Raw genomic sequence first — 12,060 nt, 5'->3', positions numbered from 1 at the left:
TTTTGACTAAAATTCCATGAAACGTTGCTCATGCTTACCATCAAATGACATCCTCTTTTACATGAAATGTCCGTTTGCCTCAGGGAAAACAAACGGACATTTTGTGTAAACATATTTTATTGAACCACCGTTATAGTTTGTTTACCTATTTCGTGATTTCGTTGTACACTTTCAGGTTTGTGATGCGACTCTTGAAGGCTCCTGCCTTTTCGAGCGGGAATACCAACGTACGCACATAATTCATGGAGTCTTTTCCTGCATTGAAATAACGCTTCTGGATATCCATCTTTTCCATCAATTTCCCATTGATAGATAAAGAAGTAGAAGCGTTGTCTCCCTGTATCTTTACAGTGAGCTTTTCACCCGGATACGGACGGAAATTGAATGTATTCAGATAACCGTCACGGGCAAATCCGAACAGTCCGCTCACGGGGTCTGCCAGATAGAAAACAGCATCGGGCGAACGGAAAAGTTCTGTACCATAAGACTCAGAAACTGCCTCAAGGTCGAAAGTGACAGTGTATCCATAACCGATCTCGCAGATAGGCAAGGATTCTCCTGGAAGTAATTCTGCGTCTTCATATACCAGTCCGGGGTGTTTTCCTACTCTTCCCAACTGGTTGACTCCAGGAGCCTCACTCAGCAATTGGCGTTTCGAATCAAATTCTTCATAAGGTACACTTGTTTGGGCATCCCAGGTCTTCGTGGCCAATGTCTGTAATGCCGGGAACAGACGGTGATGGATATCTTTCACTGAAATACCATTACCTACGTGATCATTCCATACAGCAAACATTCCTCCCAGGATAGCCGGATCTTTTTCTTCGAATACAACTTGCCCTACATGCGCAGGCGTCCAGTTTTCGTACAGATATTGAGTGTTCAGATAATCGTAATAATAACCGGCTGCCGGCACAATGTAGATCAGTCCGTCAGGAATACTGATTAACTTGTATCCTTGTTTGACCATATCCTTTGGCTCGGCATAGCCGTTGTACCAGGCGCTCATGATGACATTTTCTGATTTCACAGGTGTATCACCTTGCGCATGAGTCAAGGCTCCCCATACACATGCTTGCTTACCGAAACTTTCTACATAACGGATATACCGGTCTGTAAAGGCCCGGAACTTTTCTACGACATCTTTCTTTTTATTGGAATATTCATCGGTACCAATGTGTACACGCGGACCACGGAAAACCGGCTCATCGCCTTCCAGGTATTCCTTGAACAGAGCATCCATGAAAGTATAAGTTTCGGGATTGAACAAATCCAGATGATCCATGCCATATTCTTTACTACCCAATTCCGGCTTGTAATGACTGAAAGCCAACGTATGTGCCGGAGCATCTATCTCCGGTATGATTTCAACGAACTGTGCGGCTGCATCCAACTGAAAATCTACAAATTCCTGTTTGGTATAATATCCGTCGCGGGCCGTCAGTCCGGGGAAGGTTTCGCATTCCAGACGGAAAGCTGCGTATGTCTTATCCCAGTCGTGACCGAAGAACTGTTTGAAGCCGTTATCGTTCAGATGTACCTGAAGTACATTCATCTTGTAATAAGACATTATTTTAACAAGGTCTCGCAGGTAAGTCATCGGGATGAACTTACGGCCGCAATCCATCATGAATCCACGTATGGCATAGTCTGGCCAGTCACGTATTTCTCCTACCGGTAACTGATGGTCTTCAGTCTGTTCACAAATCTGGAGTAGCGTACGTGTCGCCCAATATACGCCAGTCGTTTCAGGAGCAGTAACTGTTACAGATTTAGTCACAGAAAGCGTATATCCTTCTTTCCCCAATTTCTTGTCGTTCTTTAAAGTCAGGTAGAAGTCTCCTTCCTCCGGTTTTCCTTCCACTACCTGCATGGCGAAGCCGAACTGTGTCTTCCAGTCTGAAGCAAAAGCTTCCGCTACATGCTTCAAGGATGCATCACCATATACGATGCGGGATTTGTCTGTAGGGATGAAACATCCTTCTTTGCCTTGCCATTCCTTCAATTCCGGAATTACGAACGGCTTGGGGTTCTGTGCCGGAAGCTCCATCCAGGCTGTACATAGCAGAAATGTTCCTACAAATACGTTTTTCAAAAGATTCAATCGGATCATGATAACAAAGTTTAAAATAGATATGCATGCAAACATACATTATTTTTTCCGTATAAGAAAAATAATCTCTATAAAAGTGTCGTCCTGGAGCTGATGGACAACCATAAAAAAAGCGAAGAACCGAGGCTTGTTCACCTCGCTTTCTTCGCCTTTCTGATTTATGGTTCGAAACGAATTATTTCTTTTTCATCCGTTCCTGACGTTCTTTCTGTAAACGTTCCTGTTCTTTCTGCAAAGCTTCCAGCTTAGCCATCAGACCGCTTTGCTTCTGCTTGGAAGGTTCTTTCTTGTTGGCTTCCAACTGGGCCAGCAACTTCTTCTCGTCAGTCATCTTACGCATTACCCACATGGTCAGGATACCAATCAAACTGGAAATGAAGTAATAGTAACTCAAACCAGATGCATATTCATTGAAGATGAAGAAGAACATGATAGGCATGATATACATCATCCACTTCATAGCCGCCATCTGAGGGTTGGCACCTGTATCCTGCTGCTTCATCATGATGATCTGTTGGATGACAGTCGCTGCACTGAACAAGAGACAGAACAGACTCAAGTGGTTACCCAACAAAGGAATGTGTGTACTCCAACTGATCAGGTCATCGTAAGAAGACAAGTCATCCGCCCACAGGAAACCTTGCTGGCGGAGTTCGATTGCATTCGGTACGAAGAAGAACAACGCCATGAAAACCGGAGTCTGCAAGAGCATCGGCAGACAGCCACCCATCGGGCTGACTCCATACTGGCTGTACAGGGCCATAGTCTCCTGCTGTTTCTTCAGCGCATCTTCCTGATTCGGATATTTCTCGGCAATCTTGTCGACATACGGTTTCAAGGCACGCATCTTGGCCGATGAAATGAAAGATTTCCAGGTAGTAGGAAGTACCAGAATCTTTACTATGATGGTCATCAGCAGGATAACGATCCCCATGCTCAATCCCCAGCCGGACAACCAGTCGAACAGGTTGATGGTGAACCAGCGGTTAATCCATCGGATAATCGGCCATCCCAAGTAAACCAAGTCTTCCAGTTCCGGATCCTTGTCCTTGAAGATCAGGTCATTGCTGGCCAGCAAGGTCTTGAAGTGGTTCGGTCCGAAATAGAATTGGAAATTACTTGGTTTCTCACCTGTCGGGTCGAAAGCGGTCTTCATTTCAGCATCGTAGGCCTTCATGTATCCGCTTCCCTGAGTTTCCATGGTAGATTCCAATGTGGCGTCTTCAAAAGTCTTTTCAGCGATGAATACACAAGAGAAATACTGGTTCTTGAAAGCAATCCAATCCAATGCTTCCGGAATGGTTTCCTTATCATCCTTCGTCTCGCTCAGGTAATCCGAGCTGTCATCTACCGGCTTATAAGTAAGCGAGGTGTAACGTTGCTCGAAGGTATAACCCTTTTCCATCTGACGGGCGCGCTGGCTCCAATCGATGTTCATGGTTTTGGTAGACGAAGAGAAGAAATTCTTCATGCCTACAGCCTGTACGGAGAAATCTACCATATAAGAATGCGGCAACAGCTTGTAATTGAAGTCCAGATAGCCTCCGTTACCTGCGTTCAAACGCATCGTTACAGTACTGTCGGTCACATTCATCGGCTGGAAGTACATGTTTTCCGTCAGAATATTCTCGTTCTTTCCATCGAAGCCGAAGTTCATCGTAGCATCCTCACCATCGAATAACACCAGAGGCTGTTTCTGCTGGTCGGTATACTCTTTCAGCATCGCCTTGCTGACACGTCCGCCCTTGTTCGTAAAGGTCAGCTGTATCAGCTCATTCTGTAAGGTGGTGAACTGTTCGGTTCCGGTAGTTGCCTGAAAGAACGCCGATGTAGAATCCAGCTGGATTGTCTTCTCGGCGGCCGCTTCCTGGGCTTCCTGCAGTTGCTGCTGTTTCTGAGCAACGGCTTGAATTGAATCTCGATAATGTTGTTCGCGTGCCATTTCCTCCGGACTGGGGCGGTTATAGATACCAAAGCCTACGATGACCGCACCAATCAGAGCAAATCCCACTAACGTGTTTTTATCCATTTTATTTTGTTTTCAGATTAATACCCTTAGTTATTTATCAATTGCAGCTTTGATAAATGACAAGAACAGAGGATGTGGTTTCAGTACTGTACTGCTGTATTCCGGATGGAACTGAGTACCGATGAACCATTTCAAGGTAGGAATTTCGATAATTTCTACCAGATCAGAATCCGGATTGATACCTACACACTTCATACCGGCATTTTCAAATTCAGCCTTGAAGTTGTTGTTGAATTCATAGCGGTGACGGTGACGTTCCTGAATGTGTGTGTTCTGATATGCCTGATAAGCCCGTGACTCCGGATCGAGTACACATTCGTATGCACCCAGACGCATGGTACCACCCATGTTGGTAACAGATTTCTGTTCTTCCATGATGTCAATGACATTGTGCGGAGTTTTTTCATCCATTTCACGGCTGTTGGCATCGGTATATCCCAATACGTTGCGGGCAAACTCAATGGCCATACACTGCATACCCAGACAGATACCGAAGGTCGGAACATTGTGGGTACGGCAATATTTGATGGCAACGAATTTACCTTCGATACCGCGCTGACCGAATCCCGGACAGATAATGATTCCGTCCATGTCCTTCAGACTTTCTTCCACGTTTTCGTCAGTCAGTTTTTCACTGTTGATGAAATGAATGTCTGCTTTACGGTCGTTGTAAGTAGCAGCCTGAGACAGAGCCTCCAGGATAGACTTGTAGGCATCCTGCAGATCGTATTTTCCTACCAGACCGATTTTGACCTTTTCTGTCGCTTTGTAACGGCGGTCCAGGAAGTCTCTCCAAGGGCCGAGGGTAGGAGTTTCGCCTACCGGCAGTCCCATCTTACGCAGGATAGTCACATCCAGTCCCTGTTCCTGCATGCGCAGAGGTACTTCGTAGATGGTCGGCATATCCTTCGACTGGATAACAGCGCTTTCGTCCACGTTGCAGAACAAGGCGACTTTCTTCTTCAGATTAGTGCTCAGTTCATGTTCGGTACGCAATACCAGAATATCCGGCTGGATACCCACAGACTGCAGTTCCTTGACGGAATGTTGGGTCGGTTTGGTCTTCAATTCACCGGCTGCTGCCAGATAAGGTACGTAAGTCAGATGAACACACAAGGCATTTCTGCCGAGTTCCCACTTCAACTGACGGATACTTTCCAGGTAAGGCAAAGATTCGATATCACCTACGGTACCACCGATTTCAGTGATGACAAAGTCAAATTTATACTTGTTTCCAAGCAATTTGACGTTACGCTTGATTTCATCAGTAATGTGAGGGATAATCTGAATGGTCTTACCCAAATAGTCTCCATGACGTTCTTTGTCAATTACACTCTTGTAGATACGGCCTGTGGTAATGTTGTTGGCCTTGGTAGTCTGGATACCTAAGAAACGTTCGTAATGACCTAAGTCCAAGTCGGCTTCGTGTCCGTCGACGGTCACATAGCATTCGCCATGTTCGTAAGGATTCAATGTACCTGGGTCAATGTTGATGTAGGGGTCAAACTTCTGGATTGTTACGCTGTAGCCTCTGGCCTGCAGCAATTTACCGATAGATGATGAAATGATGCCTTTTCCTAATGAAGAAGCAACACCACCTGTCACGAAAATGTACTTTGTTTCTGCCACAATATGAATGTTTAAAATTATCAACTACTTTTTCGAAGTTGCAAAAATACAAAAAAAGCCGAAAACAATGAAATAAACGGCCAAAACATTTCCACTAATTTAGATTCATATCGTTCTCCTAACAATATTTGTTGAAGTTTACGCCGAGTAGAAAAAATAAATTGTACATTTGCGTAAAATTACGAACTGAAGAAATGAAAAAATCAATAGGTGTTTTACTGTCAGTCTTGTCGATTGGAGGTGGGTATACAAGCGGTATGGCTGCCGTTCCCGCTATGTCGCAAACGGCGGTAGTCAATGATTCTTTGGTGGAATCGAGCTTTCTACCGGGTATGTTTATCCAGCCGGGACAGGAAAAAGTTAAGTTCTATAAGTTGATAAACGGCTTCCGTAAACAGTACGAGGATGCCATGGAGCGTTGGGATGATATTTATCTGATCATTACCGGACTTCGTACCGATCCGGATTATTATAAACTGGTAATACCTGCCACTTACTTTTCCGATCCGATTGCCGAATCGATGAGTATTGATGCCTGGAAGCCGAAGATTCCTTTTGTCAAACAGACATTGTTCGAGAAAGAACTCGAAAAGGTTCCTGATTTGGAAAAATCCAAACGGATAGATGAAGGAGTCAACCGCCAGTTGCTCTATTTCTATACGCATTATCCACAGCTTGTAAAATTGAATGAAGAACAACTGAAAACATTGGATGTACCACAAGTTACGGTTGTGGAACAGAAATCCGCGAAGGAGGAAGTAAAGAAATTCATTCAGCCGAATATTCCTTCAGGGCAGGTCGTAGATAAGGATTTGTTGGTTTTCAAGCCTAATTTCTGGACGAAAGGAGGAAACAGTTACCTGCAATTCTCTCAAAACTATATATCCGACAACTGGTATAAAGGTGGTGAAAGTACAGTCTCACTTCTGTCCGGATTTGTCTGGCAGGCCAATTACGACGACAAGCAGCGTACGCAGATTGAGAACAAGATAGAATGGAAGCTTGGTTTCATTACAGCTCCATCAGATACATTGCACAGTTATAAAGCCAACAATGACTTGCTCCGTATCAGCTCCAAGATTGGTTATAAGGCCATAAGCAACTGGTACTACACCCTCTCAGGAGAATTCAAGACCCAGTTCTTCTCAAATTATGAAACGAATACGAATAATCTGGTTTCCAGTTTCCTTTCACCGGCTGAGCTGAACCTGGGTCTCGGTATGGACTACAAGTACATCAAAGATGGCATCTGTAACCTTTCCGTACTGATAAACCCTATCAACTATACGTTGTATAGCATTGCCGATGACCGGTTGGACCCAACGAAATTCAACATCAAGGAAGGGCACAAACGGGAGAGCGTCTGGGGTTCGAAGGTGGAAGCTACCTGGAAGTGGAAACTCATGGAAACGTTGATGTGGGAGTCCCGATTCTCTTATACAACCAACTATGAAAAGGTATTGGCCGAATGGGAAAATACATTTACATTTACTTTCAACAAGTATCTTTCCACCAAACTCTTCTTTCACGGAAGATTTGATGATGGGGTAACGAGGGAACCCGATGACAGCTACTTACAGCTTCAAGAATTACTGAGTTTCGGTCTGAACTATACCTGGTAATACGGGTAATAGTTTACACCATTTTATTTATCCTAAAACAAAAGACAATGATTCCATTCCAAGTTCCATCGTTTGTAAACATTCTGGATTTTATCGGAACCTTTGCTTTCGCTATCAGTGGTATCCGCCTGGCTTCAGCCAAGCGGTTCGACTGGTTCGGGGCATACGTAGTCGGTTTGGCAACTGCCATCGGAGGGGGTACCATCCGTGATGTCCTGTTGGACGTCACTCCTGCGTGGATGACTACGCCTGTCTATTTAATCTGTACGGCCATTGCCATGTTCTTTGTCATTGCGTTCGGGAAATACGTCATACGGTTAAACAATACATTCTTTATCTTTGACAGCGTCGGCCTGGCCTTGTTTACGATTGTAGGTACCGAAAAGAGCCTGGCTTTAGGATATCCTTTCTGGGTCGCTATCATCATGGGTAGTATTACCGGTGCGGCGGGAGGTGTTATCCGCGACGTATTCATCAACGAAATACCTTTGATATTCCGTAAGGAAATATATGCCATGGCATGTGTCATCGGAGGTATCGCTTATTGGCTTTGTCTGAGAATGAATCTGGAGACCAGTGTCTCTCAGATTATCGGAGGCAGTGTAGTACTTATAACACGTATCCTGGCTGTCAAGTACCGGATTACCTTACCTATCTTGAAAGGAGATACAGAAGAACATGGCAGTTAGATGTTGGGGATTAATCGGCGGGTTGCTTTTTGCAAATGTAGCGATGGCACAGCCGACAGACAGCATAAAAGTCGCACGACTGTTAGAGGCCGCAAAAACCTTACCGGCCGATAGCAGCCGTGCGCTGTTTTTTGCGGAACGGTTTATCGGGACGTCTTATGTTGCCGGGACATTGGATAACCGGAACCCGGATGAGAATCTGGTTGTCTGTCTGGACAGACTGGATTGTACTACTTTTGTTGAAACGGTTGCAGCTTTGGTCTTGTGTGACAAACAGCATTCCACCAGCTATGCATCCTTCAAGAAGAACCTGACAACTGTACGATACCGAAACGGTGAACGTAACGGGTATCTGTCCCGTCTGCACTATTTCAGTGACTGGATAGCAGACAACGAACGAAAAGGAATCGTAAGGGAATATACACGTACAATCAGCGGATATACCTGGCCTGTAACACTGAATTTCATGAGCCGGCATCCGGATTCCTATCCGGCATTGAAAAATGCCCCGGAACTGGTAGAGCAGCTGAAGCAGATGGAAGCACCATGGCATTCTTACACGATGCCTTACATCCCTAAAGGCTGGTTGAACAGGCAGCCTGAAGAATTACCTATAGTGAACGGGAGTATTCTGGCCTTGACAACAACCATTGACGGATTGGACGTCACACACGTTGGTTTCGCTTGCTGGATAGGAGGAGAGCTTCATCTGCTGCATGCTTCTTCGCAGAAAGGGAAGGTCATCCTTGACCCACTGACGCTGTATGAGTATCAGAAAAATAAAAAGACCCATACCGGAGTACGGGTCATCGCTATTCTTTAGGAGGAAAAACGGGTACGCAACGCATCAGATACATGATTTTCTTCTGACGCTTGAACATATAGCTGCTCGGCTTCCCGGAATTGAACTTGTGAGGGTTGGGCAGACTGGCAGCAATCAAGGCGCACTGGCCTTTAGTCAATTTGGAAGCGGTTGTCTGGAAATGTTCCCGTGCCACTGCTTCTGCTCCATAGATGCCGTCTCCCATTTCAATGGAATTCAAGTAGACTTCCATAATCCGTTCCTTGTCCCATACCAGTTCTATCAATACTGTAAAATAGACTTCAAACCCTTTGCGAATCCAGGACGAAGAAGGCCACAGAAATACATTCTTGGCGGTCTGCTGGCTGATGGTACTGGCACCTCTGGCTTTCTTCCGGGTCTTGTTTTCCTTGATTGCCTTATTGATTTCCACAAAATCGAATCCGTGATGCGAGGCGAACCGGTTGTCCTCAGAAGCGATGACTGCCATGGGTAAATGACGGGAAATCTTTTCTTTGGGGACCCAATGATGTTCCAGTTTGACCGATTCACCGTCTACCACTTGTCCGATGGTACGGATTATCATCAAAGGAGTCAGGTATACAGGTATAAACCGATAAGCGACGACAGCCAGAATGGACGAGGCGAAAAAGAAAATGACCAGATTCCGGAGCAATCTGAAAAACTTCTTCCGCATGATTAGAAATGAATGGATGTACATACCGATAAATAAAAAGTGTCAAAGACATTGGAATATCTTTGACACACTTGTATTAAAACGTTTTACTGATTTGACTCTCAGAATTAGTTCAATGTTCCGTTTTCTGCCTGTTGAATCATCTTCTGGCTTGCATACATATAAACTTCTACACGACGGTTCTCCTGACGTCCGGCAGCTGTACTGTTGTCGGCAACCGGATTAGATTCGCCCAAGCCTTCTACAGTCTTAATCTGGCTGCTGCTGGCACCGCAACTCAACAGATAGCTGGCAACACTCTGTGCACGTTCCTGTGACAGGTTCAGGTTTTTCTGAACGCTCTGTTCAGCTGTAGAGTTCTTCCAGCCCTGGTTGTCGGTATATCCGTATACATTGACATCCATATCCGGATTCTGCTTCAATACGTTATTGGCAAATTTGCTCAAGGCAGCTTTTGCATTGGAGCTCAACACTGCACTACTGGTATTGAACAGGATACCGGAGTCAAAGGTAACTTTTACAGCCTGAAGACCATTGTTGTCTGTTACCTGTTCTACCTGTGCGCCTTCGATTTCTTTAGCCTGCTCTGCAGCCTTGTCCATCTTCTTGCCGATTAATACACCTGCGCCTGCGCCTACAGCTGTACCAACAGCTGCGCCGATGGCCGCACCTTTACCTTGTCCTACGACACCACCGATGATGGCACCTAACGCACCACCACTACCGGCACCTATCAAGCCGCCCTTAGCAGTGTTTGACATGCCACAACTGCTCATTACCAGACATGCGCTCAACAAGAAAGCCATTGAATTCGTTTTCTTCATTTTCTTAAAATTTTAATTGTTTAGTTATTTAAATAGTTATTGTGTTTCCTATGCTTGTTTCAGCAGAAGAAAGCCTATTGAAATCTGTACTTCTTATTTTATAACAAATTGATATACTAGAATGTTACAGATATTCAGGGACAAATATACACATTTTTTTCATTCTAAATACTACAAAAAGGAAATACAGCCGTGATAGAATAAAATTGTCAGCAAATGACCAGAAAAAAAGGACTTTAGACCAATATCGCTTACGGCTGTTGTCTCTTCATGATACAAGACGGGGCATTCCTGAAAGCAAAAACAGGGCGTCTGTTTTGCGGACGCCCTGCCTTTCCTATTTCATCCTAACGGTCGTATCAATAGGCGAAAAGCGGATATTTCTTCATCGTCTCATTGACACGGGCACGTACAGAAGCAATGACTTCTTCGTTGTCTACATTCGACAACACAGTCTCAATCATTTCTGCAATTTCAATCATCAGGTCTTCTTTAGCTCCACGGGTAGTGATAGCCGGTGTTCCTAAGCGGATACCCGAAGTCTGGAAAGCAGAACGAGTGTCAAACGGTACCATGTTCTTGTTGACTGTGATGTCGGCAGATACCAATGCCTTTTCGGCAACCTTACCAGTCAAATCCGGATATTTGGAACGGAGGTCAACCAACATGGAATGGTTGTCTGTACCACCTGATACGATGGTGAATCCTCTATCCATCAACGCCTGTGCCAAGACTGCAGCATTCTTCTTTACCTGCTTCTGATACTCTTTGTATTCAGGCTGCAGACATTCGCCGAAAGCAACGGCTTTGGCTGCAATGACATGTTCCAACGGACCACCCTGGATACCTGGGAAGACTGCAGAATCCAACAATTGAGACATCATCTTGATTTCGCCCTTCGGAGTCTTCTTTCCCCATGGGTTAGGGAAGTCTTTTCCCATCATGATGACACCTCCACGCGGACCACGCAGGGTCTTGTGTGTGGTAGAAGTCACGATGTGCGCATATTTCACAGGATTGTCCAACAGTCCGGCTGCAATCAAACCGGCTGGATGAGCCATGTCAATCATCAACAAAGCGCCGACCTTATCAGCAATCTCGCGCATACGTTTATAATCCCATTCACGAGAATAGGCAGAACCTCCACCTACAATCAATTTCGGACGTTCACGCAAAGCAATTTCTTCCATCTGGTCATAATCCACACGACCGGTTTCCTTGTTCAGGTTGTATTCACACGGAGTGTACAGGATGCCGGAAGTATTGACTGCAGAGCCGTGAGAGAGATGACCTCCATGAGCCAGGTTCAGCCCCATGAACTTATCACCCGGGTTCAGTACAGCCAGGAAAACTGCGGCATTAGCCTGTGCACCTGAGTGCGGCTGAACATTTGCCCATTCTGCTCCGAATATCTGTTTCAGACGGTCGATGGCAATCTGTTCGCTCTGGTCTACTACTTCGCAACCTCCATAGTAACGTTTACCTGGATACCCTTCTGCATATTTGTTGGTCAGGCAAGAGCCCATAGCTTCCATCACCTGGTCGCTGACAAAATTTTCTGAAGCAATCAGCTCAATACCTTTCAACTGACGCTGATGTTCTTTTTCAATGATACTAAAAATTAATTCATCTCTTTTCATGGAATATTATCTTTT

Annotated in this window: 9 protein-coding genes; 3 read left to right on the top strand and 6 right to left on the bottom strand. The window is 45.1% G+C overall.

Going from position 1 to position 12,060, the window contains the following annotated elements:
- Nucleotides 1-145: 145 nt before the first annotated feature.
- The 3 genes from C510_RS0105300 to C510_RS0105290 all read right to left on the bottom strand — a co-directional run bounded on the left by C510_RS0105300 (nucleotide 146) and on the right by C510_RS0105290 (nucleotide 5,771).
- Complete coding sequence (locus tag C510_RS0105300) at nucleotides 146-2,050, bottom strand: family 20 glycosylhydrolase (RefSeq protein ID WP_051086622.1); 1,905 nt, start codon at nucleotides 2,048-2,050, stop codon at nucleotides 146-148.
- 238 nt (nucleotides 2,051-2,288) lie between these two features.
- On the bottom strand, nucleotides 2,289-4,142 hold the full coding sequence (gene yidC / locus C510_RS0105295) for a membrane protein insertase YidC (RefSeq protein WP_018710295.1): 1,854 nt from the start codon (nucleotides 4,140-4,142) through the stop codon (nucleotides 2,289-2,291).
- Nucleotides 4,143-4,172: 30 nt separating this feature from the next.
- Nucleotides 4,173-5,771: a CTP synthase gene (locus tag C510_RS0105290; RefSeq protein ID WP_018710294.1), complete on the bottom strand. Its 1,599-nt coding sequence runs from the start codon at nucleotides 5,769-5,771 to the stop codon at nucleotides 4,173-4,175.
- Between the two features lie 194 nt (nucleotides 5,772-5,965).
- Between C510_RS0105290 and C510_RS0105285 the strand changes: the two genes are divergently transcribed.
- The 3 genes from C510_RS0105285 to C510_RS0105275 are packed head-to-tail and all read left to right on the top strand — an operon-like array spanning nucleotide 5,966 to nucleotide 8,905.
- Nucleotides 5,966-7,393, top strand: coding sequence for a DUF3078 domain-containing protein (locus C510_RS0105285; RefSeq protein WP_025892263.1), 1,428 nt, complete (start codon nucleotides 5,966-5,968; stop codon nucleotides 7,391-7,393).
- Nucleotides 7,394-7,440: 47 nt separating this feature from the next.
- Nucleotides 7,441-8,082: a trimeric intracellular cation channel family protein gene (locus tag C510_RS0105280; RefSeq protein ID WP_018710292.1), complete on the top strand. Its 642-nt coding sequence runs from the start codon at nucleotides 7,441-7,443 to the stop codon at nucleotides 8,080-8,082.
- On the top strand, nucleotides 8,072-8,905 hold the full coding sequence (locus tag C510_RS0105275; RefSeq protein ID WP_026320114.1) for an N-acetylmuramoyl-L-alanine amidase-like domain-containing protein: 834 nt from the start codon (nucleotides 8,072-8,074) through the stop codon (nucleotides 8,903-8,905). Before C510_RS0105280 ends, C510_RS0105275 begins: the two co-directional genes overlap by 11 nt.
- Here C510_RS0105275 and mtgA read toward each other — a convergent pair.
- The 3 genes from mtgA to glyA all read right to left on the bottom strand — a co-directional run bounded on the left by mtgA (nucleotide 8,895) and on the right by glyA (nucleotide 12,045).
- A complete protein-coding gene (gene mtgA / locus C510_RS0105270) occupies nucleotides 8,895-9,581 on the bottom strand; it encodes a monofunctional biosynthetic peptidoglycan transglycosylase (RefSeq protein ID WP_026320113.1) in 687 nt (228 codons plus the stop codon). The genes C510_RS0105275 and mtgA overlap by 11 nt on opposite strands.
- Before the next feature lie 107 nt (nucleotides 9,582-9,688).
- Entirely contained in the window at nucleotides 9,689-10,405 is a 717-nt protein-coding gene (locus C510_RS0105265) for a YiaD family glycine zipper/OmpA-like lipoprotein (RefSeq protein ID WP_025892265.1), read from the bottom strand.
- A 359-nt stretch (nucleotides 10,406-10,764) separates the two neighbouring features.
- On the bottom strand, nucleotides 10,765-12,045 hold the full coding sequence (glyA, locus tag C510_RS0105260) for a serine hydroxymethyltransferase (RefSeq protein WP_018710288.1): 1,281 nt from the start codon (nucleotides 12,043-12,045) through the stop codon (nucleotides 10,765-10,767).
- Between the last annotated feature and the right edge of the window lie 15 nt (nucleotides 12,046-12,060).

The sequence above is a fragment of the Phocaeicola barnesiae DSM 18169 = JCM 13652 genome (assembly GCF_000374585.1).
Lineage (GTDB): Bacteria > Bacteroidota > Bacteroidia > Bacteroidales > Bacteroidaceae > Phocaeicola > Phocaeicola barnesiae.
Note: the sequence above shows the minus strand (reverse complement) of the source record. Positions and strands in the feature narration are given on the sequence as shown.

Coding starts and splice junctions, on each gene's coding strand:
- C510_RS0105300 (WP_051086622.1), bottom strand. CDS start 2,050: ATGGAGCTTCCGGCACAGAACCCCAAGCCGTTCGTAATTCCGGAATTG.
- yidC (WP_018710295.1), bottom strand. CDS start 4,142: ATGGATAAAAACACGTTAGTGGGATTTGCTCTGATTGGTGCGGTCATC.
- C510_RS0105285 (WP_025892263.1), top strand. CDS start 5,966: ATGAAAAAATCAATAGGTGTTTTACTGTCAGTCTTGTCGATTGGAGGT.
- C510_RS0105280 (WP_018710292.1), top strand. CDS start 7,441: ATGATTCCATTCCAAGTTCCATCGTTTGTAAACATTCTGGATTTTATC.
- C510_RS0105275 (WP_026320114.1), top strand. CDS start 8,072: ATGGCAGTTAGATGTTGGGGATTAATCGGCGGGTTGCTTTTTGCAAAT.
- mtgA (WP_026320113.1), bottom strand. CDS start 9,581: ATGCGGAAGAAGTTTTTCAGATTGCTCCGGAATCTGGTCATTTTCTTT.
- C510_RS0105265 (WP_025892265.1), bottom strand. CDS start 10,405: ATGAAGAAAACGAATTCAATGGCTTTCTTGTTGAGCGCATGTCTGGTA.
- glyA (WP_018710288.1), bottom strand. CDS start 12,045: ATGAAAAGAGATGAATTAATTTTTAGTATCATTGAAAAAGAACATCAG.